Annotated in this window: 20 protein-coding genes and 1 other RNA gene; 10 read left to right on the top strand and 11 right to left on the bottom strand. The window is 51.0% G+C overall.

The features are described from left to right. Positions 1-25: 25 nt before the first annotated feature. Positions 26-2,191, top strand: a complete 2,166-nt coding sequence (locus ABIK47_05520; protein MEO0020081.1) for a patatin-like phospholipase family protein — start codon at positions 26-28, stop codon at positions 2,189-2,191. Here the strand turns inward: ABIK47_05520 and ABIK47_05515 are convergent. Beyond that, on the bottom strand, positions 2,188-2,862 hold the full coding sequence (locus tag ABIK47_05515) for a hypothetical protein (protein ID MEO0020080.1): 675 nt from the start codon (positions 2,860-2,862) through the stop codon (positions 2,188-2,190). The genes ABIK47_05520 and ABIK47_05515 overlap by 4 nt on opposite strands. Further along, the gene (gene mnmG / locus ABIK47_05510; GenBank protein ID MEO0020079.1) at positions 2,859-4,715 is read right to left on the bottom strand and encodes a tRNA uridine-5-carboxymethylaminomethyl(34) synthesis enzyme MnmG; all 1,857 of its coding nucleotides are present in this window, start codon (positions 4,713-4,715) and stop codon (positions 2,859-2,861) included. Before mnmG ends, ABIK47_05515 begins: the two co-directional genes overlap by 4 nt. 77 nt (positions 4,716-4,792) lie before the next feature. Between mnmG and ABIK47_05505 the strand changes: the two genes are divergently transcribed. The 7 genes from ABIK47_05505 (at position 4,793) to purL (ending at position 12,636) form a co-directional block, all read left to right on the top strand. Next, entirely contained in the window at positions 4,793-6,421 is a 1,629-nt protein-coding gene (locus tag ABIK47_05505; protein ID MEO0020078.1) for a DHH family phosphoesterase, read from the top strand. Between the two features lie 3 nt (positions 6,422-6,424). Then, positions 6,425-7,591, top strand: a complete 1,167-nt coding sequence (locus ABIK47_05500; protein ID MEO0020077.1) for a class I SAM-dependent rRNA methyltransferase — start codon at positions 6,425-6,427, stop codon at positions 7,589-7,591. A gap of 163 nt (positions 7,592-7,754) precedes the next feature. Next, positions 7,755-8,222 (top strand): TspO/MBR family protein, encoded by a 468-nt coding sequence (locus ABIK47_05495; protein MEO0020076.1) that lies wholly within the window; start codon positions 7,755-7,757, stop codon positions 8,220-8,222. Between the two features lie 50 nt (positions 8,223-8,272). Further along, the gene (locus ABIK47_05490) at positions 8,273-8,938 is read left to right on the top strand and encodes a peroxiredoxin (protein ID MEO0020075.1); all 666 of its coding nucleotides are present in this window, start codon (positions 8,273-8,275) and stop codon (positions 8,936-8,938) included. An 8-nt stretch (positions 8,939-8,946) separates the two neighbouring features. Beyond that, entirely contained in the window at positions 8,947-9,231 is a 285-nt protein-coding gene (locus ABIK47_05485) for a ferritin family protein (GenBank protein MEO0020074.1), read from the top strand. Positions 9,232-9,233: 2 nt separating this feature from the next. After that, positions 9,234-9,749, top strand: coding sequence for a hypothetical protein (locus ABIK47_05480; protein MEO0020073.1), 516 nt, complete (start codon positions 9,234-9,236; stop codon positions 9,747-9,749). 127 nt (positions 9,750-9,876) lie between these two features. Next, complete coding sequence (gene purL / locus ABIK47_05475; GenBank protein MEO0020072.1) at positions 9,877-12,636, top strand: phosphoribosylformylglycinamidine synthase subunit PurL; 2,760 nt, start codon at positions 9,877-9,879, stop codon at positions 12,634-12,636. Positions 12,637-12,644: 8 nt separating this feature from the next. Here purL and hprK read toward each other — a convergent pair whose 3' ends face one another. The 7 genes from hprK to ABIK47_05440 all read right to left on the bottom strand — a co-directional run bounded on the left by hprK (position 12,645) and on the right by ABIK47_05440 (position 19,026). After that, positions 12,645-13,607: an HPr(Ser) kinase/phosphatase gene (hprK, locus tag ABIK47_05470; GenBank protein MEO0020071.1), complete on the bottom strand. Its 963-nt coding sequence runs from the start codon at positions 13,605-13,607 to the stop codon at positions 12,645-12,647. Between the two features lie 59 nt (positions 13,608-13,666). Continuing rightward, positions 13,667-13,987 (bottom strand): ribosome-associated translation inhibitor RaiA, encoded by a 321-nt coding sequence (gene raiA / locus ABIK47_05465; GenBank protein MEO0020070.1) that lies wholly within the window; start codon positions 13,985-13,987, stop codon positions 13,667-13,669. A 74-nt stretch (positions 13,988-14,061) separates the two neighbouring features. Then, on the bottom strand, positions 14,062-14,649 hold the full coding sequence (recR, locus tag ABIK47_05460; GenBank protein ID MEO0020069.1) for a recombination mediator RecR: 588 nt from the start codon (positions 14,647-14,649) through the stop codon (positions 14,062-14,064). Further along, entirely contained in the window at positions 14,646-16,133 is a 1,488-nt protein-coding gene (gene dnaX / locus ABIK47_05455) for a DNA polymerase III subunit gamma/tau (protein ID MEO0020068.1), read from the bottom strand. The genes recR and dnaX overlap by 4 nt, the downstream gene beginning before the upstream one ends. Positions 16,134-16,151: 18 nt before the next feature. Beyond that, positions 16,152-16,418, bottom strand: an RNA gene (gene ffs, locus ABIK47_05450) — signal recognition particle sRNA large type. A 9-nt stretch (positions 16,419-16,427) separates the two neighbouring features. Beyond that, positions 16,428-17,393 carry an ABC transporter substrate-binding protein gene (locus ABIK47_05445; protein MEO0020067.1) on the bottom strand — a complete coding sequence of 322 codons (966 nt, stop codon included), beginning with the start codon at positions 17,391-17,393 and terminating at the stop codon, positions 16,428-16,430. Between the two features lie 16 nt (positions 17,394-17,409). After that, positions 17,410-19,026: a tetratricopeptide repeat protein gene (locus ABIK47_05440; protein MEO0020066.1), complete on the bottom strand. Its 1,617-nt coding sequence runs from the start codon at positions 19,024-19,026 to the stop codon at positions 17,410-17,412. A gap of 284 nt (positions 19,027-19,310) precedes the next feature. On the opposite strand from ABIK47_05440, the gene ABIK47_05435 reads away from it, so the two are divergent. Continuing rightward, on the top strand, positions 19,311-19,454 hold the full coding sequence (locus ABIK47_05435) for a hypothetical protein (GenBank protein ID MEO0020065.1): 144 nt from the start codon (positions 19,311-19,313) through the stop codon (positions 19,452-19,454). Between the two features lie 229 nt (positions 19,455-19,683). Then, entirely contained in the window at positions 19,684-22,620 is a 2,937-nt protein-coding gene (mfd, locus tag ABIK47_05430) for a transcription-repair coupling factor (GenBank protein MEO0020064.1), read from the top strand. Here the strand turns inward: mfd and tsaE are convergent. Both tsaE and ABIK47_05420 read right to left on the bottom strand, forming a co-directional pair. Further along, entirely contained in the window at positions 22,579-23,025 is a 447-nt protein-coding gene (gene tsaE, locus ABIK47_05425; GenBank protein MEO0020063.1) for a tRNA (adenosine(37)-N6)-threonylcarbamoyltransferase complex ATPase subunit type 1 TsaE, read from the bottom strand. The two genes, mfd and tsaE, sit on opposite strands and share 42 nt — an antisense overlap. Before the next feature lie 5 nt (positions 23,026-23,030). After that, positions 23,031-23,251 (bottom strand): acetyl-CoA C-acyltransferase (locus tag ABIK47_05420; protein ID MEO0020062.1); only part of this gene is annotated, 221 nt, incomplete at its 5' end.

Below are 23,251 nucleotides of genomic sequence, written 5' to 3'. Positions count from 1 at the left end.
CTAGTTGTGTTGTTAGAATCTCTTTATGAGGCGGTTTTTTGTTCTAATTTTGTTTTTCGGTTTTGTGTTTGCTGAGCCGGTGCGAATCGGTCTGGCGCTTTCTGGCGGTGCCGCGCTGGGTCTGGCGCATATCGGGGTTTTGAAGGTTCTGGAGAAAGAGGGGCTTGATTTTGTCGGGATTGCGGGCAACAGTATGGGTTCTTTAGTTGGCGGTGTTTATGCTGCCGGTTATCAGGCGGCGGTGATTGAGAGTATTGCGTTGAGCGCGGACTGGAACAGGCTTTTTTCCTCTGGTTCTAATTTTGGTGCGAAGTATCTGCAGGAGAAGCAGCAGGCAGAGCGTTATGTGCTGCAGTTGCGGCATAAGAACCTTCTGCCCTATCTGCCAAGCGGGCTGGTGCCTTTGCAGAATGTGGAGATGCTTTTGAACCGGCTTCTGGCTGAGATTGAGTTTAATACCGGTTATGATTTTGACAGTCTGGTGATTCCTTATCGGGCGGTGGCGGTTGATATTAATAAGGGTGAACTTTTGGTTCTGAAAAATGGGAGGCTGGAGCAGGCGATAAGGGCAAGTATTGCGATTCCCGGAGTTTTTTCACCGGAGAAAATTGGGGGCAGGGAGCTGGTTGATGGCGGGGTGATGGAGTATCTGCCGGTTGCGCCTTTGAAGGATTTCAAGCCCGATTTTGTGATTGCGGTTCTGACGATGAGGCGCCAGGAGTCAGGGGCGATGGGTTTGATTGACATTGCGTCAAGGAGTCTGGATTTGATGGGGCTGAGCGGGGTGGAGAGGTCAAAGGTGATGGCGGATGTTGTGATTGAGCCGGATGTTTCAAAATTTCTCCATTCAGATTTTGCTAAGGCAAGAGAGCTGATTGCCGCGGGTGAGTCGGCAGCGGTTAGGGCTTTGCCTTTAATCAGGGAGAAACTGAAGGGCAGGGTGCCGGTAAGGGTGAGGAAAAGGATTGAGAAGCGGGGTTTGCCCTTTGTGCGGGAGGTGAGGTTTGAGGGGTTAAAAAGGACAAGGAGGTCACTCGTTTTGCCCTATGTGCGGACAAAAGAGAAGTCAAGGCTGAGTTTTGCAATTCTCTTTGATGACATTGAGCGGCTTTTCAATACCGGTCTTTTTGAGGATGTCAATTTCCGCTTTGAGTTTGTTAATAAGGAGAGTGTTGATGTGGTGTTTGAGGTGAGTGAGCGTCCTTTTGGTTTTTATGCGATTGGTTTAAGGTATGACAATTATGACAATGTGGTTTTGGGTCTGGAGGTGGGGGAGGAGAATATTTTGGGTTCAGGTGCAACGGTGAGGGCGGCAGGGGTTATTGGTAACCCTTATGAGTTCCGGTTGGGTATTACCGGGACAAGGATTTTTCAGTTGCCCTTTGGTTATCGGCTTGATGGCTATGCCAGGTCCCAGACCAGGAGTTTCTGGAATGATGGCAGGTTTTCGTCAAATTACATTGTTGATTTTTGGGGCGGGGTTGGTGAGGCGGGTTATATCCTGGGCAGAAACGGGTTTTTCAATTTCGGATTGAAGGCGGAGCGGGTCGGGTATGATGGAAGCGCGGTTGATACGGTTTCAGATGAGTGGGTTGGTCTGGCTTTGTTTAACCTTGAGTTTAATAATCAGGAAAGGCTGGATTTGCCAGCAAGGGGTTTTGCCTACCGGTTGAGCGGCTCGTATTCAACGCCAAGGGTTTTGAGTAAAAGGGAGTTTTTGAAGGTGGAGTTTAACTGCGAGCAGATTTTGCCTGTTTGGCAGCGGTTTGGCTGGCGCTGGTGGCTGAATGGGGGGCTTTCCTTTGGCTCTTTGCCTTTGAGCGACTATTTTCTTTCCGGCGGTGAGAGGTTTTTGGGCTTTGCCCAGGAGGAGTTTGCAACTGAGGAGCGGCTGATACTGGGCTCGGCGCTGCGGTTTAAGGTTTTGAACCTTTTGAACTCGGATGATTATCCGGTTTATCTGGAACTGATTGGCAATGGCGCAACCTTTGAAAGACCTGATTTGCTGATTAAGGGTGATGATATTTTTTCTCGTTTGCATTGGGGCGCGGGTTTTGGTGTTGTTACCAATACACCCTTGGGACCTTTGCGGTTTACGGTCTCTTCAGGAAATTTTCTGAAAAAGGCACCCCATCCCGGGGGCTTGAGGTTTTACCTCTCCTTGGGTAAGGAGTTTCGGTACCGGCATTAGCGCAAAGGAGCGCAGGCACGGACACACAGTCCGCAGATGAACTGGTTGACAAACCGCTTCTTCTGGAACTCCTTCAGTTTCTCAAAGCAGGCCTGATGGTCAAAATCCTCTGGTCTTTCCTTGATGGCATTTGCCGGGCAGGCGCTCTGGCAGCGCTCGCAGGTGCCGCAGTTCTGGTCTAAGGGCGCGCCTGGTTCCATTGGCAGGTCGGTAAGGATTGTTACCAGCCTGACCTGGGCGCCATAATCAGGGGTTATTAGGAGGTTGTTTCTGCCGAGCCAGCCCAGACCGGCAGCGATTGCCACCCTTTTGTGGGAGAGATGGGCACGCTGGTTCTGCCAGTCAACAATCTGGGATGCAGGAATGGGCAGGGCGTTGTAACCCCAGTTCTGGAGCCGGTTGGTAAGTTCAAGTGCAACCCGGTCAAGGGCAAAGTTCAGCTGGCGGTAGTGGTGTTCATAGAGGAGGTCAGGGTGGTCGGTGAGAGAGGCAAGGACCTCACTGGAAAGGCGCATTCCGAGGGAGAGGGCAAAGGGGAGGCGCTGGAGCGTCTCCTTGGGCAGGAGAAAGTCGTCGGTCTTCATCTTGGCAAGTTCGGCAACCCCGAAGAGGGCAATCTCACGGTTGCGGCAAAAGGCATCAATCTCGGTGCGGAAATGAATCAGGCTCATTTTCCTCCTTTCAGGTAAACGGTTAGGGCAAATATGGCTGCGGGTGTGATGCCGGGGATGCGCTGCGCCTGACCCAAGGATGAGGGCTTAATCCTGGTCAGTTTTTCCCTGACCTCGGTGGAAAGTCCTGGGACCTGGAAGTAGTCAATGTGAGATGGAATCTTCATTTCCTCCAACTGGCGGAACTGGTCTATCTGCCGTTTGGTGCGTTCAATATAGCCCTCATATTTGACCTCAACCTCAAGGAGGTCCTGAACCGGGGCAGGGATTTTTGGTGCCTGAGGGATGATGGTTAGGAGGTGCTGATAGGTTATCTCGGGTCGGCGCAGGAGTTCCAGCGCACTTAATGGCTGGTTTATGGGCGTGGTTTTTAATCTTTTCAGCAGGCGGTTGACCCTTGGCTCTGGCTTGACCCGGAACTTTTTAAGCCAGTCAAGGGTTGTGTTGAGCAGCCTTTGTTTTTCCCTGATGCGGGCAAACTGCTTTTCATCCAAGAGTCCAAGTTCGTAGCCCTTTGGTCCCAGGCGCAAATCGGCATTGTCCTCGCGTAGAAGGAGCCGAAACTCAACCCGGGCGGTGAACATCCGGTAGGGCTCATCTGTGCCCTTTGTGACCAAATCGTCAATCATCACACCGATATAGCCAAGGGCACGGGTGAGGATAAACGGCTCCTTTTCCTTGACCCGGAGGCTGGCATTGATGCCGGCAATGAGACCCTGGGCTGCCGCCTCTTCATAACCAGTGGTGCCGTTAATCTGACCGGCAAAAAAGAGGTTGCTGATTAATCTTGTTTCGAGGGTTGGATAGAGCTGGGTCGGGTCAGAGAAGTCGTGCTCAATCGCATACCCAGGTCTGGTCATACGGCAGTTCTCAAGTCCGGGTATGGAATGGAGCATCTTTTCCTGAATTGCGACCGGCAGGCTGGTGGAGATACCATTGGGATAACATTCAAAGGTGTTAAGACCTTCGGGCTCAATAAAGATGTGGTGGCGCTCCTTGTCAGAAAACTTGACCACCTTGTCCTCAATTGAAGGGCAGTAGCGCACACCCCTTCCCTTGATAATGCCGGTGTAAAGGGGGGACTGTTTCAGACCCTGTTTGACAATGGTATGGGTCTTTTTGGTGGTATAGGTGATGTAGCAGGTTGCACGGTTTTTGGGCAAATCCTCGGTAAAGAAGGAAAAGGGCTGGGGAGGTTCATCGCCTTTCTGCTCCTCGAGCCGGTCAATTTCAATTGTGCGGATGTCAATTCTGGGTGGGGTGCCGGTCTTGAACCTGCCAATCCTAAACCCAAGTTCCCGCAGGTTCTGGCTCAAGAGGTTTGCTGGTGATTCACCCAATCTGCCGCCAGGAAAGTTCACCAGCCCAATATGGATAAGACCGGACAAAAATGTGCCGGGTGCGAGGATGACCGTTTTGCCATACAATTTTTCGCCAATCTCCGTTTCAACACCGATGGCGGTTTTGCCTTTTGTTAACACCCGGGCGCAGAGAGCCTGGCGGAGATAGAGGTTAGGGGTTCTTTCAAGGATTGAGCGCATAAGCTGGCGGTATAACTGTCGGTCAACCTGAACCCGTGATGAGCGGACCGCCATCCCTTTACTCCTGTTTAACTGCCGGAAATGGATTCCCGCCCTGTCGGTGACCTGCGCCATCTGACCGCCAAGGGCATCCAGTTCTTTGACCAGTTGTCCCTTGCCAATGCCACCAACAGCTGGGTTGCAGGACATCAGGGCGATGGTGTCAAGGTTCTGGGTTAAAAGCAAGGTTGCGCATCCCATCCGGGCGCAAGCAAGTGCGGCTTCGCAACCGGCATGCCCGCCACCAACAACAATTACATCATATTTCATCATTTATAGTTTATCGCCGATGGTTTATGGTTCAAGATTCCTCACCTTTACCTTAACCTTTACCTGATTATAATAAAACTATGATTCCTTATCAGATTAAGCCGGTTGATGAGGCAGAGGTAAAGAGGCTGAGTGCGGCTTTTGGGATTTCTGAAATCTTGGCAAGGCTCCTCGTATTGCGCGGGGTAAAGGAATGGGAAGAGGTCCAGATGTGGCTGAAACCGGATGTAAGCCAGTTGTACCCACCCGAACTGCTGCCCGATTTTGATGCGGCTGCCAAAAGGCTTGTCAGGGCGATTGAAAAAAGGGAAAGAGTGTTTATCTGGGGGCATGATGACCTGGATGGGATAACCGCAGCAGCGATTTTAGGCAAGGTGCTATCCGCTCTGCAGGCAGCGGTGGATTATCATATTCCGACAAGGGGCAGGGATAAGCATGGTCTTGACGCAAGGGTTTTAGAGACACTGCCCGAGGCGAAGAGACCAAACCTGATTGTAACAGTGGACTGCGGCATCACCAATAACAAAGATATCGAAATTTTGCAGGGACAGGGGATTGATGTGGTTGTTACCGACCATCACGAGGTGACCCAACCTTTACCAGCGGCGGAAGCGGTTGTTGACCCGAAGAGGGATGACGGCGATTATCCCTATCGAGAGCTTACCGGTGCCGGCGTGGCATTGAAACTGGCGATGGGCATAGCAAAACAGCGGCTTGGAGTTGACACGGCAGGTTTCTTTTCTGCCCAGCCCGAGCTTTTGGCGTTGAGCGCTTTGGGAACGATTGCCGACCGCGCACCTCTTAACGGCGAGAACCGGATTATTGTTACAGTTGGTTTGCGCGCGCTTCAAGATACCCGATTGCCGGCGCTGCAGGCGGTTCTGAATGAGGTGAATTTCATTAGGGGTAGATTGACCCTCTCCCAATTCCTTGGCGAACTTTTACCCCTTTTTGCCGCAGCCGAAGGTGTTGAGGCGGTGAAGATGTTTCTGGATGCGGATGAGGTGAAGGCAAGGATGTGGGTAAAGGGGCTTGTTGAGCGCCGGAATGCGTGGCAGAAGGAGGCAGAGTCCACCTTGAGGATTGCGCAGGAAAATGTCCGGCTCGGGGATGGGATTCTTTTTGTTCAGCATCAAAATCTTTCCTTACGCGCACTTGGCTTCACTGCCGCCCGACTCAAGGAGCGGTATCAGGTGCCGGCAGTTGTTATTGGCTGGCGCGGTGATATCTGGGTTGGTGAATGCCGCGGGATGCCCGGTGTTGACCTGATGGAGCTTTTGCGCGCACTGCGCGGGTATTTCATTGATTTTGGCGGTCACAAGCAGGCAGCAGGTTTCTCAATTGAGGATGCCAAGGTGGGGGATTTTATCCGGGCAGCAGAGCGGTTTGCCCACGAAAATTTTGCGGGAAGGATTGTGAGGGAAAACCCTTTACTTGCCGATGCCTTTCTCCCCTTTTCTCGTTTTGACCCGGGGGTGAGGGTGTTGGCACCTTTTGGCGAGGGCAACCCCCAGCCGGTTTTTGTCTCGGAAAAGACAGCACTTGTCAAGGATGATGTCGGTTTTGTGCCCGAGACAAGACCGGATTTGGTTATTGAGCCCTTTAGGTTTGCCTCGCAAATTGAGGATGGGGTTAAATATTTTTTTCTCTATACTGTTGACGATTTGGGCAGGTTGACAATCATTGATACTGTCAAGGAGGAGGTTTAAGGGTTGCTACAGAAAGCGGTCTATGCAAACAGGAAGGTTAATCGGGCAGGACATCCGTGGGTATTTTCAGGTGAGGTAAAAAGGATTGATGGTAACCCAGAGATGGGGGAACTGGTGCGGGTTTATGACCGGGGCAAGTTCATCGGTTCCGGGATGTTTAACCCCCGCTCATTGATTGTGGTGCGGCTCTATTCAGATAAGGAGGAGGAACTTAACGAGGAGTTGATTACAAAAAGGATTGAGGCGGCATATCGGTATCGCAAGAGAAAATTGCCCCAGGAGGATGATTTTCGCCTGGTTTATGGTGAGAGCGATTATCTGCCCGGGCTGGTGATTGATAAGTATGGGAGCCATTTTGCGGTTCAGGTTTATGCCGCCGGTTTTGACAGGCGGCTGGAGATGGTGGTGAATGCCCTTTGCCGGCTTTTTCCGGTGAAGTCTATTTTTGAAAAAAATGATATCAAACTGCGTGAGCCTGAGGGTTTGGAAAGGAGGGAGAGGCTGCTTTATGGGACACCGGAAAAGGAACTGGTGATTTCAGAAAACGGGGTGAGGTTTTATGTTGATATTGCCTCAGGGCAGAAGACCGGCTATTTCTTTGACCACCGGCTCACAAGGCAGAAGGTGCGGAAACTGGCAAAAAACCGCAGGGTCCTTGATGTGTTTTCCTATACCGGTTCATTTGCCATCAATGCCGCGCTGGGTGGGGCAAAGGAGGTGGTTGCGGTTGATATTTCGCCGGAAGCGTGCGAGATGGCAAAGAGGAATGCCATCCTGAATCGGGTTGAGGGTGGCTGTCGGTTTTTTACCGCGGATGCGTTTGAGTTTATGAACGACCTATTTAAAAAGGGGGAGAGGTTTGAGTTGGTTAACCTTGACCCGCCCTCCTTCATCAAGCAGCAGCGCCAGAAGTCAAGCGGAATTAAGGGATTTTTGCGAATTAACCGGCTGGCAATGAAACTGCTTTCACCAGGAGGGATTTTGGTCTCCTCCTCCTGCTCCCATTACCTTTTCTGGCAGGATTTGCTTGATGTTATCGGTAGCGCGGCACAGGAACTGGGCAGGGGTTTTACCATCCTTGACCGGTCAACACAAGGTCCTGACCATCCGGTCCTGCCAAGGATGCCAGAGTCAGAATATCTGCGCTGTCTGATTGTGCAGGTGAATTGAAATTATTAACGCCCGATTTTGTAAGGTACTGTTTTTCAGAGTATTATAGATTTGAGGGTAGGTCCTCTCCACCGCCCCGGTTATTACCACTGGTTTTAGAGGTTTTGCTTGACCTTTGTTCCTGCTCGGGTATAGTGGGAAATAAAGGAAAGGGTTTTATTTTATGCGTAGGCTTTTAAGGTTGTTGGTCTCGTTGGTTCTCCCGCTGGCAGCAGGTTTTGCCGGTTCATTTTTCACATCCGTTTCGCTAAGTTCGTGGTATCTTAATATTAACAAACCGGTATTTACTCCGCCCAGTTGGCTTTTTGGTCCGGTATGGACAGCGCTCTTTATCCTGATGGGTCTTGCGTTTTATTTTGTCTGGGAGGATGGTTATTCCAAGAGGCTACTTTTGCCTTTTGTGGTATATTTTGGGCAGCTTTTTTTGAATATTTTATGGTCGGCTTTCTTTTTCGGTCTGCGCAATCCGCTTCTGGCTTTTGTGGATATTGTTTTGCTCTGGGGTTTGATAATAATAAACATTGTGCTTTTTTTCCGGCTGAGAAAACTTGCTGGGGTTCTTTTATTGCCTTATATTTTATGGGTGAGTTTTGCCGCGGTTTTAAACCTGGCGATTGTTATCTTGAATTAAGGCAGCAGGATAAATTTTATGACTTAGAAAGGAGAGAATAAGTGGATAATATGCAGGAGAGAAAAGGGATGCCCCTCTTAGGGGACGATTTTCCCCAGATGAGGGTTCAGACAACCCATGGGGTGATGGATTTGCCCCAGGCTTTTGCTGGGAAGTGGTTTGTGCTTTTCAGCCATCCCGCAGATTTTACACCGGTTTGCACCACCGAGTTTGTGGCATTTCAGAGGCGTTACGACCGGTTCCGTGCCCTGAACTGTGAACTGATTGGGTTGAGTGTTGACCAGGTTTTTTCTCACATCAAGTGGGAGGAGTGGATTAAGGAGAAGCTGGGTGTGGAGATTGAGTTTCCGATAATCGCTGACACCGGGAAGGTCGCCGATACGCTTGGTTTGATTCACCCGGGAAAAGGGACAAATACGGTGCGGGCGGTTTTTGTGGTTGATGACCGGGCAAAGATTCGCATCATCCTTTACTATCCGCAGGAGTTAGGCAGGAATATGGATGAGATTTTAAGGGCGGTTGAGGCGATGCAGATTGCAGATAAGTACCGGGTGGCGATGCCCGCAAACTGGCCCAATAATGAATTGGTCAATGACCATGTGATTGTGCCACCGGCAACCGATGTCAAAACTGCACACGAGCGCCTGGCAAAGGCAAAGGCGGGTGAGTTTGAGTGTTTTGACTGGTGGCTCTGCCACAAGAAACTGCAAAGATAGGAGCAAGGATGCTTTCTGATATTCCCAAGAGACTTAAAGAGGTGGAGAAGGAAAAGATAGATTTAGAGATTTTGCGCGCCGGGATAATTGCCGAACTGGATGCGATTAACCTTTATGAGCAGATGGCGGCGCTGGCTGACAGTGACGATATCCGCAAGGTGCTTTTGGACATCGCCCGTGAGGAGAAGACCCATTTCGGCGAGTTTGAGGCGCTACTCTTGAAACTGGATGAGGAGCAGAAGAAGGAGATGGAGGAGGGCAAAAAAGAGGTGGAGGAGTTAATCGGGGATTAGGCGTGATTGAGCAGGAGGAAAGGCAGGCTTTCCAGGCGCTTTTGAGCAAGCCCGCGGTGATGGTGCCTTTGGTCATTTTCCTTTTATTTGTCTTGGCTCTGGCAGTACTGGTTGTGGTGAAGAATGCTGGCAGGGTGCAGGTTGGTCCAGCACCGGTTGTCTTAGGACCAATACCGACCGACACAACAATGGCAAGGGCTCGGCAGCAACTGCAGCGGGGGATTGAAAGGCTGGAGAAGCGGTTGAACGAATACCGACAGAAGGTTGATACCCTTGCTCCGTATCAGGATTCGGTTTTTAGGGTGTGCAGCGCAGGACTTGCCCGGCTCTGGAATGATTTTGCCGAGCTGGAGGAGGCTCGGACATATCAGGAGCGCAAAGAGAGGTTTTCCAAGACACGGGAGGCGTATGTGCAGTTGCGCCAGATGGTGAGCGATTTCGTCCGTTCGGTTGATTCGCTGGTATCCAGTAAAGAACTTGATTCCCTGGACAAAGAGTTTGAGAAGTTAATCAAATAAGGAGTTTTTCTCAATCCGTCGTCATCAATCTGTCTGGCAGATAGAGGTAGTTAAAAAGGGGTTTGACCCTGAGGCAAAAAGTGTTGAGAGTGATGCCCGAGATTTGGGATTAAAAAATATCGGCCCGGTGAGGATTACCCGGTTGTGGTTTGTGCAGGGGGAGTTGGGCAAAGATGATATTGAGCGGATCGCGGTAGAACTTTTTTGCGATCCGGTTATTGAATCCTGTACTCTCCGACTTTTAAAAGAAGGCAGGCTGGAGCGGGTGATTGGTTTTGAGGTGCTTTATAATGCTGGTGTGATGGATCCAAGTGTGGGAAGCGTGCTCAGGGCGCTTGCTGATATGGGGTATACCGGCTGCCAGGTGAGAAGCGGCAGGCGGTTTCAGTTTGGTAGGGTTTTAACTGAAAAGGAGGAGGTTTTACTTGGGCGCGGGCTCATTTTTAACCCTCTTATTCAGCACTTGGGAAAGACTGGAGAAGTGGTTTTTGCCCAGCCCGAACCATACCGTTTCCGCGCCGAATTTGTGAAAATCAGGGGTTTAAGTGATGAGGAACTTCAGAAAATTTCACGGCAGCGACTCTTGGCGCTTTCTACTGATGAAATGCGCCTCATCCGCCGTTTTTTTGAGCGCTTGGGCAGGGACCCAACCGATGTAGAACTGGAAACATTTGCCCAGACCTGGTCAGAACATTGCCAGCACAAGACTTTTAAAGGTGAAATCCAGTTCGGTAGCCGGAGGATTAAAAATATCTTAAAATCGTTTATCATCCGGGTTACCGAAGATTTAAATCTACCCTGGGTGCTTTCGGCTTTTCACGACAACTCCGGGGTGATTGAGTTTGATAATGATTTTGGGATTAGTTTCAAGGTTGAAACCCATAACCACCCTTCAGCGCTTGAGCCTTACGGTGGTGCGGCGACTGGAATAGGTGGTGTGATTCGCGACTGCCTTGGTACCGGGTTGGGTGCCAAGCCAATTCTGAATACCGATGTTTTCTGTTTCGGATATTTGGAGACAAATTTTGATGAATTGCCAAAAGGTGTGTTGCATCCCCGGCGGGTGATGAAAGGGGTTGTTAGTGGGGTTCGTGATTATGGTAATCGGATGGGCATACCTACTGCTAATGGTGCGGTTTATTTTGACCAGGGGTTCTTGAATAACCCCTTGGTTTTTTGCGGAACTGTGGGAATTATACCCAAGGATAAACTGAGGAAAAGGGTTCGTCCTGGGCAGGCGATCGTACTTTTGGGTGGCAGGACCGGCAGAGATGGCATTCATGGGGTTACCTTTGCATCACAGGAACTTGACAAAAGTTCTGGTGAGTTCTCCTCCAGCGCCGTTCAGATTGGTAATCCCATCGAGGAGAAAAAGCTCTTGGATTTGGTACTGGCTGCTCGTGATAAAGGGTTGCTCAGCGCAATCACCGACTGCGGGGGCGGAGGATTATCAAGTGCGGTTGGCGAACTTACAGCAAAGACGGGCTGTGAGGTGGAACTGGACAAAGTGCCACTAAAATATCAGGGTTTGACTCCAGCAGAAATATGGGTCTCCGAGGCTCAGGAGAGGATGGTGGTTTTTGTTGAGCCGGAAAATGTGTTAGCCCTCACCCGGCTGGCTCAAGATAATGATGTTGAGTTAACGGTTATTGGCAGAGTAACAGGCACGAAGAGATTAATCCTAAAATATCGCAATCACATTGTGGCCGACTTGCCAATGAAATTTCTTCATCAGGGTTGGCCCGTTAAAAAGAGGTTGGCAAGATGGATTCAGCCCGATCTGCCCGAACCTTTCATCCCCAATTACCACAACCTTAACTCGATTCTCCTGAAACTGCTCGCCGCGCCTAATATTGCCAGTAAAGAGTGGGTGACAAGGCAATATGACCACGAGGTGCAAGCAGGGACTGTTGTTAAACCTTTCTGTGGTAAAAACAATAGCGGTCCAAGTGATGCCTGCGTGATGATGCCGGTTGCAGGTTCAAAGCGTGCTTGTGTTGTTGCCTGCGGTCTTTGTCCTCGGTATGGTTTGATTGACCCGTACTGGATGGCAGCGTCGGCGATAGACGAGGCGTTGCGCAATATTGTGGCGGTAGGGGGGGATATTGAGCGGACGGCAATTTTAGACAACTTCTGTTGGGGAAGCCCAGACCAGGATGAACAACTGGCTGGACTTGTGCGTGCGGCCGAAGCCTGCTATGATATTGCCCGTGCTTATCGGGTACCTTTTATATCGGGCAAGGATTCACTATATAATGAATTCCGGACCGAGGCTGGCGAGACGCTGCCGATTCCAGGAACCCTCTTAATCTCAGCCCTTAGTGTGATTCCTGACGGTACAAAAACCGTTACCGCCGATTTCAAGTGTTCTGATTCTCTGATTTATATTTTAGGAGAGACATTTGAGGAATTAGGTGGGAGTGAGTTTATGCGTCTTCATGGCGGATTGGGGAGAGGGGTTCCTAAGGTCGATGCCAGGCGGGCACGCCAACTTATGCGCTGCTTAGGTAAGGCAATAACCGATGGCTTGGTTCTTGCCTGTCACGACATCGCTGATGGTGGGCTCGGAGTGGCACTTGCAGAGATGGCTTTTGCCGGTGGTTTCGGGTTTAAGATAAACCTGCGCAAGGTTCCCGGTGCCCATCATTTTCCTCGGGATGAGTTGCTTTTATTTAGCGAGTCCAACAGCAGGTTTTTGTGTGAGGTCTCGCCGGCGCAGGCAAAAAGGTTTGAGCGTTATTTCAGGGGTATTCCTTACGGAGTGATTGGCAAAACCAACAGTGATGGGGTAATGGTGATTACCGGTTTAACTGGTGCTGAGGTGGTAAAACTTAATATCGAGGAAGCGGAAAGGGTGTGGCGGCGTTCATTAACAGCAAAACTTTAAAGTGGTATTTATTCTTGATCGTCGGTAAGATAGGGGTCGATAGGAGACCTGGCCATAAGCCGGATTAATTCCTCATTAAAGCGCTGGGCAGGATAGTAGCCGAATACTTTGAGGATGTGATTCTTGGCAATCACCTCATGAACGAGGGCGAGGTTTTTGCCCGGGACAACCGGGATGGTCACCAGGGGGATTTTGACGCCTAGGATCTCAGAAAACTGTTCATCAATTCCCGCCCGCTCGCATTCCACACCGCTTTTCCAGGGGATTAACCTTACTTCCACTTCGATTCTTTTCTGAACTCTGATTGCTCTGACACCGTAAAGGCTATAGACGTCAACAATGCCCACACCCCGGACTTCAATATGATGGGCAAGTGCGGGTGATTTTGCAGCCGAATAACCCATAAGAATCCCAGTTCCCCGGCGCAGGACCCGGACAAGGTCATCGGCAACAAGGCGATGACCGCGGTCAACAAGGTCAAGGGCGCACTCGCTCTTCCCGATACCAGATTCCCCAGTTATCAAAAGACCGACACCGAATACATCCACAAGGTCACCATGGATATAGGTTTCGGGCGCAAGGCGATAGTCAAGAAAAGCACTCAAGCGATGGATAAAGTAAGTGGTATCAAGTGGGGTCCGGAGAACCGGCACTTGGATTCGGTTTGCCTCAGTAACCCAGGGTTCAGCTACAGGGAGGTTCTTGGTGATTATTACTGCCACCGGGTTGAGTTCAAGAAATGTCCGGACCGCATCAGCATACTGCTCTTTTGACAGTGTATTGAGGTATGATAGTTCAGTACTACCAACAATCTGGATGCGTTCCCGGAGGAAAACCCCGGTGAAACGGGCAAGCGCCATGCCGGGTCGGTTGATGTCTGAGGTAACAACATAATGGTTTTCCAGTCCCCCCTTACCGGCAATCAATTCCAGTTGCCACTCCTCTTTTTTCTCCTCAAATAGCGTGCCCACCGTTATCTTTTTGGGAAGAGAGGGGGGCTGTTCAATACCAGAACCCATATAGGTTATGATTACAACTTTGGTTTTTCTCTCCCGGCGTGGCGGCGTCGGGCGCGAATTTTTTCAAGGTGTCGTTCCAACTGGATGGTAATTTTGTCGGCGAGATCGTTTATCGCCTGATACATATCGTTGCCATGGCCTTTGGCAGCAAAAACAAAGTGGCCAGAGTGGACTTTGCCTTCAGCCACATCAAATGCCCGGTCACGGAAAAGAATGATTTCTCCCTTGGAAATCTGATGGTCAAATTTGGCAAGTTTTTCCATTTTTTTGTTTACATAATCACGGAGGTGAGGTGTGATTTCAAAATGACGACCGGTAATATTGATTTGCATGGGTCCTCCTATTTATAAAAATATAACCCAAATATTGGGAAAAGTCAAATAATGCGACAATTTTTCCATCAGTCTTAAAGTTCCCGCCTTCCCTCAAATGCCCGGGAGATGGTTTCCCGATCCGCGAGTTCCAAGTCACCACCAACAGGTATGCCCCGGGCAATGCGGCTGACCCTGACACCTAACGGTTTTAAAAGTTGGGCGATGTAATTTGCGGTTGCCTCGCCCTCAACTGTCGGATTGGTGGCCACGATTATCTCGACAATCTTTTCTCTGCGAACACGCTCAACGAGTTCTTTAATGTGAAGGCTTTCGGGTCCGACATTATCAAGCGGCGAGAGGACCCCGCCAAGGACATGGTAGGTGCCGCGATGCTCGCCAGTTTGTTCGAGCACGAACACATCTTGGGGCTCTTCAACAACACATATAGTTGAATGGTCCCGTTTTTTGTCAGCGCAGATAGGGCAGAGGGCATCTTCGGTGAAGTTGAAGCAGAGCGGGCAGAGATGGAGCTGGTTTATCGCACTTTCAACAGCAGCAACTAATACCTTACCATTATCAGGATTTTTTAAGAGGTGGAAGGCGATGCGCTGAGCCGATTTCCTCCCGATACCCGGCAGTGATGTTAATACATCAACCAGGCGCCCAAGCGAATCCTTCATTTTTCCTCCACCTCGCCAAAGATTTCTCTAACCTTGGTGTTGATGTTGTCCACTTGGGGGATGGTGGGGTGGACTACTACCTCTATGCGGGCAGTAATGCCGGTTACTTCTGAGAGGAACCGTTCAATTTTCTCCCGATGGCTTTCAAAATGGTGGATGTTTCCCTTGTGTTCAGGTGCGAAGGCGATGGTAAGGGTATTGTCTTTCCAGGATATAGGGGTTAGAAAATTCAACACCTTTGCCAAAGAGGAGCGGTAGGTATGGATTTTCTTAAGGGTTTTTGACCAGATGGCGCTCGCTTCCTCATCATTTTTTGCTGGTGGTGGGTCGGGCAGCGGGGGGTTGGTTACCTTGTCGTGCGGGGAGACAGGTTCTTGCGAATGATTATTTGGCTCTAATTCCATAAGTTCCAGGGTGATGATCTCAAGAAGGATTTTGGGCAGAAGGGAGTTTTTGGCTTTTTCCTCGTTTCGGCTCAGGAGGTCAACTATTTTCATCAACTGCTTGGAGGTAAAGCGTTGTGCCTGGTTATTAAGGCGGGCAACCTCTTCGGGCAATAGTGCGGAGTCAGGACTCGTAATACCAAGTTTTGCCCAAAGGAGGTTGCGGAAATGGTTGACAGCACCCGCGTAAAACTCCATCAGGTCGTAACCGGAGGTAAAAAGATTTTCAATGAATTCAATCATCGGCTTGGGGTTACCAGCGGCAATCATCTCGGCGTATTCAAAGAAGATGTTTGTGGGTACGATGCCGAGTAGCTCTTCCACATGGGACAGTTCAATTCCCTCAGGGCTGTAGGTGGAGAGTAGGTCTAAGAGCCCTTCGGCATCACGAATTGCCCCATCCGCACGCCGGGCAATAGCGCTTAACGCCTCGGAGCTGATTTTGATGTTTTCCTTTTCGGCGATCCATTGCAGACGCTGGACGATTTCTCCAGGTGTTGCCTTCCGAAAGTCAAACCGCTGGCACCGGGAGAGAATGGTGAGGGGAACCTCGTGAGGAGCGGTGGTGGCAAAGATGAATTTGGCATGGGGTGGTGGCTCCTCAAGCGTCTTGAGGAGGGCATTGAACGCCTCCTTGGTGAGCATATGGACCTCGTCAATGATATACACCTTGTAGCGCAGGCTTGCCGGTGCATATTTGATGTTTTCCCTTAGTTCCCGCACCTGGTCAATCCCGCGGTTGGAGGCACCATCGATCTCTAAGACATCAAGGCTGCGGGAATTGGTGATTTCCACACATGCAGAGCATTTGTTGCACGGGGTAGTGGTTGGTTTTTGATAGGCAAGGCAGTTGAGGCTTTTGGCAAGGATTCTGGCACTGGTGGTTTTCCCTACTCCCCTGGGACCAGCAAAGATATAGGCGTTGGCGAGCCGGTTATGCTCAATCGCCTTGGTGAGGGTGTTTTTGACATGGTCCTGTATCAGGAGTTCGGCGAATGTTTGGGGTCGGTATTTCAGGGTTAAGACCTGGCGGCTCTCCATTTTACAACTTCATTCCGGTCGTGCCAGGACCTTCGCGCAGTTGGCGAGAGGGTCTGAAGGGCTCTGGCTCCAGCCAGGCACCCCGATGACTGACGATAAGACCGCTTACCGTTGCTACCTTCCGGTCCTGGCGGGGTTCACGGCAACCGTCATCATCGGACCCAACCTTCATCACCAGGACCCGGTTCAGACTGGGCTCGCGCCAAACCGAACTCAGGGTCCCTTTCAGCCCCGCATAGGCGGGTTTCGGGTTACAGGGGACCGCCAACCCCCCGCATAGCACGACCGGAAACATTAGCGCATCATTAGCGATGGTTCCACAAACAGCCCTTTCGTATCAATGGTATCGGTTATGATGCCACTGTTAAGCAACCGGGTGGCAAGGAGCTGAACCGCGGGTCGGTTAATTTCAACGAGGCGCTGGAACTGGGGCAAACGGCAGAAGCCGCAGGAAGTTTGACAATAAGGGAAGTAATTCCCTAAAGTCAATTTTGCCTCCTCAGGTTTGCTGTCAATGCGGTCAACCGCCATGTCAAGGGCAATCTTTAGGCGGGTGCGCTGGGCACGGCTGGTCTTTTTTAAAAAATCAGGGCTGAAGCCAATTGCACACGCGGGGAAGGGGCTGGTAATGTAGCGGGTGGTGATGGAACTTATGGTGTCAAATTTCGCCAAATCTAATGGGCACACCGCCGGTTCAACAAGCCAGGCGGCATCAAGTTCGCCGGCATTCAGTTTGGCGGTTAGAGTGGTGAGTGAAGCCTCGGTCAGTTTGACATCAGTTACTTTGAGGCCGGCAGCGGTTAAGAGATAAGGGAGATAGTCACGCATTATTGGCGGATAGCCGATCCTTTTGCCTTTTAGGTCCAAGATGGTTTTGATTTTGCTCTTTTTTGCTTTTGCCAGCACATCAACCGGCAGGGCGGGTCGGAACTCAACCGCCAGAAATACCTTGAGCGTCTCTTTGTTGTTATTTAAGTATTTGAAGACCGTGCTCCAGGGGAATACGCCGATGTCGGTTTCACCGGCAAAGAGTCCGGCAAGAGCCTTTTCCGGGTCAGAGTAGTAAACCAGTTCTGGAATGATGCGGTTCTTTTGAAAGAGGGTGTCATCAACGGCAATGAGAAAAGGCAGGCTTATTGCCGAACTGTCGCAGGCGAATTTAAGGGTGAGCGGTCGGTTCTCCTGTAATTGCGGGTAAAGGATGATGCCCACCAGGACCGCGGCTAAAATGACGATGATAACTGTTAAAACTTTCGTCATTTTCGCTTCCTTTCGTTCATTTGCTCAATTTTTTATACATTTCGTATGCCCACGCCGCCTTTTCCTTATCCCCGCTTTCCCGAAAGCAGTGGACAAGGTTGAGATAGGCTTCGGCATTGTTTGGGTTAATCTTTGTCGTTATCGTCAGGTTGGCAATTGCCTGTTTTAAGAGGGTCTTGCCTTCCTCCTTTCTTTTCCCCTCAATGAAAGCAAGACCCAAGCCGGTCTGACTTACCCCGAGCAAGAGATAGATATTCTCTAACTGGAGGGGGTGCTGATTGCTGAGAAAGATGCCCGCGGTGTCAGCCGGTGTCAAGGGAATGAAGTCCTTTTGCTCCCGCAGTTGCGGGAAGTAGAGATAGACAAAGCCACCCCCTTTATAACCAAGGCGGGAAAGGGTGCTGTCGATTGTCTTTTCAAGCGGACTGGTGATTTCCAGATAGCCCTGGGGGACGATTTCGGCAGATACTTGAGAAAAGAGCAGGCTGCGCGTCTGTTCAGGGAGACGGCTTACCGGAACAACGGTGTTTTCAATCACCTTAATGAATGAGACCATTGCCAGGCTGTCCTTTTTCGCCTGATACTGGCTGATGCCGAGGTTAAAGAGGGTGGTGTAGTCGTAAGGGTCGTGTTGGAGCGCCAGGAGGAAATAGGATTCCGCAGCGTCCCGATACTGGTTGGAGGTGTCACCCTTGGTTTCTGCGGAGGCACGCAGGAGCGCACTGCCAAGCCGGGCAGCGGTGACATTGATGTTGTTTGAGGCATAAAACATCTTGGATGTCACCTGGGCAATCTGGGTTAGCTGCTTTGCCTGACCCAAATCCTTTTCAATATAGCGCTTGAGGTCCTCAGGCGGGGCATAGCGCTGCTTTTCCACCAGTTGGCTGGCGATGGCGCGCACCCTTTCGGCATCGCTCTCTTTTAAAAGGTTGGTCAACTCCTTTTGGGCGCTGTCCAGCCTTGCCTGGTAAATATCCAGCGCCTTTTGATAATAATATCTGGTTGAGTCCCAGCGGGTGCGCCTCCCTTCTTTGGAGAAGAGGCTGTCCGGCTTCTGCAAAAAGTAGAGTCCAATGAGCGAATATGCTTCGGCGCTACCGGTGTTGAGCGCCAGCATCTCCTGTGCCGTCTTGAGCATGTCTTCATATTTGCCCAGAGCGCTGTAGGCGTTGGCAATCAGGGTGTAGGTCTGGGATTTGGCAGGGTCAATCAGAAGTGCAGCACGGGCATAGGCAACCGCCTTTTGGGGATTGCCGGCATTAAGGTTTTCCCGGCTGGCGGCGATGAGGGCGGTCCAGACCCAGTGGCTCTGTTCCTCGTCCTTCTGGATGTCGGCGGCGATGGTGGAGTCGCGCTCAAGCGCAGTGAGGAAGTGCTCGGCTGCGGGCGAGAGTTGATTCAACTGGGCATCGCACATTCCGAGCCAGAGATGGATATTGGCAAGGGTGGTGTTATCAGCGGTGGTACCGTATTGCTCAAGCGCCTTCTGAAACTGCTCGCGCGCCCGCTCATAACGCCCCCCCTGATAATGTATCCGTCCGCCCCGTAAAAGCGCATCCAGCGGCACGCTTTGTGCCCAGGTTATGCTCCACAGGGCAACAATGGTCAAAATTGACCGGCGAAGGTAAGTCATTTGTGTCCTCCTGAGATAGTTAATCAATTATGTTAAAAATCATAACCAATTCCTTGGCGGTGTCAACGAATAAATTATTTTGCTGGGGAAAATAGGGCTTGGGCTGTGTTTAGCCTTCGCTCTGGAATTTCAGAACTATGTTTTGGTTTTTCCATAACTTATTAATAAGATAAAAATCGGGTACGCCCGTCCCCTCCACCCTCTCCCCACCCGCCCCTGTTTTCCGGTTGAATTAAGCGTGGGACAGGATTTTGCACCCGGTTGGCGTTTGAAATTGACTCTGATTGAAAGAGAAAAGTTCAGGTGAGGGCACCTTGCCCGGCACCGGCCACCGGCACAGACAACGGATACGGTTGGGTTTCTGGCATTCCAAACTTGCCGAGGAGTTCCTGTTTCTCGGAAGGAAAATGGTTTCGTCGCCGATTTAATAAACAGCATTAAAAGGAGATAATAGCGGCTGTGATGAAAAAAGATAAAATTATTTCTTGACAAAAGACTTGGGAAACCTTATATTAAGTTGTAAGGAAAAGGAGGCACGATGGCATGCATGAAGCGCGGTGTTAAGAAAACCGCAAAGAAGACGGCTAAGAAGACCGCAAAGAAAAAGAAGAAATAGCTGTCAATATCAAGAAGGGGGCAGGAGCCCCCTTCAATTTTATGGAAGTCATCTGTCAGCAGTTTGTTCTTGATAAAAACCTTGATTCCCTTTTAACTGCCCTGAAGTGCAGCGGTAGTGTTACTGTTAATTCGCTGCCGCTACCAGTGCAGACATTGCTTGCCGGCTGGCTGGCAAAAAGTCTGAAGAGGTTGGTGGTTTTAATTCCAGGCGAAGGTAACCAAGCGCAGGTCTGCTTTCAAGACGGCAGGGGGCTTTACCCGGAGGTTCCTTTCCTTTTGTTTGCCCGGGAGTCCTTGGCTTTCTGGGAGAGTCTCAAGGCAAGGGAAAATTCACCGGTGGTGATTGTTGCCGCAAGGTCGGATTTGGAAGCCCCAGCACCAGTCTGGCAAGGTGACCAGGCGCAGTTATCGCTGCACTCAGGGGAAGAGGTGCTTAGGGAGCGGTTGATAACCTGGCTTGAAGAAAATGGTTATGAGCGGGTTGACCTTGTTACCGAAGCCGGTGAATATGCAACCCGGGGGGGAATCGTTGACATTTTTCCAGAGGATAAGGAGCTGCCGCTGCGGGTGGAGTTTTTTGACAATTCGGTGGTTTCGCTGCGGGAGTTTGAACCGTTGAGTCAGCGTTCAAAGCAGGTGGTGAACGAGGTCAAGATATTTAGCCGGCGCCCACCAGAGTCAACCGGGATGGCGGCGATAGAACTCCTACCAAAAGAGGCGGTGTTTATCGGTTTGGGTGATGGCGGCTATGGCAATTTCATTGTCAAGTTTACCAGTGATGAGCCAGAGATAACCCTTGATTACCAGCCCGCACCGGCTTATCTGGGCAACTTCAAATTACTTCGCGCTGAGATTGAGGGGTCGGAACGAAATTATACTGTTGTGGCGGTATCCGAGCATCACCGGCATCGTTTGGAGAGTTTGCTGGGTGAGAAACCGGATTATGTTGTTGGCGGTCTCAGTGGTGGTTTTGTCAGCGAGACTCGCAGGTGGGTGGTGCTGACTGAAAGGGAGATTTATGGAACCCCGGTTGTCGGTATGGCTCGGCGCAGGTTCAAGGGTGTGCCGGTTGACAATCTCATCTCCCTGCGTCCGGGTGATTATGTGGTTCACATTGATTACGGGGTCGGGGTATTTGCCGGGACAAAGCGGCTCGAGCACAGTGGGGTGGAAAAGGATTATCTCGTCCTGCAATATGCAGGAAAGGACCGGGTTTATGTCCCGGTGGAAAACCTTGGGCTGATTGACCGTTATATCGGCGATACCAAGGAGGCACCAAAACTTGACCGTTTGGGTAGCAGGTCCTGGCTCTGGGCAAAGGCAAAGGCGGCACGGGCAAGCGCGGAATATGCCGAGGAGTTGATTGAAACCTATGCCCGCAGGGCAGTCATGCGCCAGGAACCGCTACCGGCAGAGCCGCGGTGGCTCGCCGAGCTGGAGGCGTCTTTTCCTTATCAGGAGACCCCGGATCAGTTACAGGCGCTTAGAGAGGTGCAGGAGGATTTGATTCGGGGCGTGCCGATGGATAGGTTGATATGTGGCGATGTTGGTTTTGGCAAGACCGAGATTGCCCTGCGCGCGGCATTTCAGGTGGCGACAAACTGCAAACAGGTGGCGCTTTTGGCGCCAACGACTGTGCTCTGTTATCAACATTATACCAATTTCCAACGCCGGCTGGAGAGATTTCCTTTGCGGGTGGAGATGCTGTCACGGTTTGTTTCTCTGGAAAGACAAAAGGAAATCATCTCCGGTCTGCGTGCGGGAACGGTGGATATTGTTATCGGCACCCATGTTCTATTGAGCCCCAAGGTGGCTTTCAAAAACTTAGGGCTGTTAATCATTGATGAGGAGCAGCGATTCGGTGTGCGCCAGAAGGAGCAGATTCGCCGGCTCAGGGCAGATGTCAATGTCTTGAGTTTGAGTGCAACCCCGATTCCCCGGACGCTCTATATGGCACTTGCCGGTATCAAGGACATTTCAGCAATTCACACCCCCCCACCGGGCAGAAGAGAGATTCTGACCGAGGTTGCGGAATGGGATGATGGTCTGATTCAGAGTTATGTTTACCGGGAGTTGAATCGTAAGGGTCAGGTCTTTTTTGTCCACAATGAGATTAAGAGTCTTGGCGAGATGGAAAGGCGGCTACGGAGGATTCTGCCGGATGTGGAGATGGTGGTTGCACATGGAAGAGTGGCAAGCCGGCGGCTGGCAGAAATCTATCTTGATTTTGCTGCGGGGAGGTATCAGTTGCTTTTGTCAACGGCAATAGTGGAATCTGGTATTGACCTGCCCAATGTCAACACCATTATTGTCAGCCAGGCAGAGCGATTCGGGCTGGCGGATTTGCATCAGTTGCGGGGTCGGGTTGGACGCTCGCAGGAGCAGGCTTACGCACTCTTTCTGGTCTCTGACAGAAAGGGGATGAGTGCTGAGGCACGCAAGCGGCTTTCCGCAATTCTCGCTTATTCGCAATTGGGTGCGGGCTATCGCCTGGCGCTGCGCGATATGGAGATCCGCGGTGTCGGCAATCTTTTGGGAACCGAGCAGCACGGTCATATTGCCCGGGTTGGGTTTAACCTTTACACCCAGATGCTGAAGGAGGCGATTGTCCGTCTCAAGGGTGAGGAGGCACCAATTGAGCCGAAACTGAAACTGGAAATCAGCGCCTTCATTCCCAAGGGGTATATCGGCGACTCCTTTCAGCGCATCGCCATCTACAAGCGGCTTTTGGGTGTGGAAAGGGAAGAGGAGCTTGAGGAGCTGCGAGCGGAGTTAAAGGACCGGTTTGGCTCTTACCCAGCAGTTGTGGAAAATCTTTTCCAAATGGCTTTGGTGCGGCTGCGTTGCCGGCAAAAAGGAGTTCTTGAGGTGAGCCTGAAAGGGGGGAGGGCAACAGTGGTTACACCAGAGCAAACATTCAGCCTTGAAGGCGGTTTAACTGAGCTTCTTGAGTTCCTGAATAAGGTCAGGTTGTAAGCCTGTGATTTCAATCCTTCTGCCTCCGGGCACAAGCGCAAGGTAAATCCGGATGCTATTTTCCGGCAGGAGGTTTTCTGCCCTTTCTGCCCATTCAATCAGGCAGACCCCATCACCGCGCAGATAGGAGTCAAGCCCAATCTCAATGAACTCCTCCTGGGAGCGGATGCGGTAAAGGTCAATGTGATAGACCGGGAATTTGCCCTCGTATTCGGTGATGATGACAAAGGATGGGCTTTTGACCGTGTCCTTGACACCAAGACCACGCGCAAACCCTTTAATCATTGTGGTCTTGCCTGAACCCAGTTCGCCGTAAAAGGCAACAACCGCACCTGGTTTTAAAAATTTTGCCAGCCTTTCACCCAAAAGGATGGTTGCCTGCTCGCTTGTTGTTTCAAAGACCAAAGTCCCTAAACCATTTCAATGCTCATTGCGGTCGCTTCACCACCACCCAAACAGATGGCGGCTAAGCCCTTTTTCAGATTGCGCGCCTTGAGGGCATAGATAAGGGTAACAAGGATTCTTGCGCCGGAGCAGCCAATCGGGTGCCCCAAAGCAATCGCACCGCCATTGACATTGACCCTGTCCCAGTTCCAGCCGAGTTCCTTGCCATCAGCAAGCACCTGGGCGG

Source organism: candidate division WOR-3 bacterium (assembly GCA_039801245.1).
Taxonomy (GTDB): domain Bacteria; phylum Hydrothermota; class Tepidihabitantia; order Tepidihabitantales; family Tepidihabitantaceae; genus JAOABP01.
The sequence above is the reverse complement of the archived record's forward strand: the minus strand, read 5'-3'. Positions and strand labels throughout refer to the sequence as shown.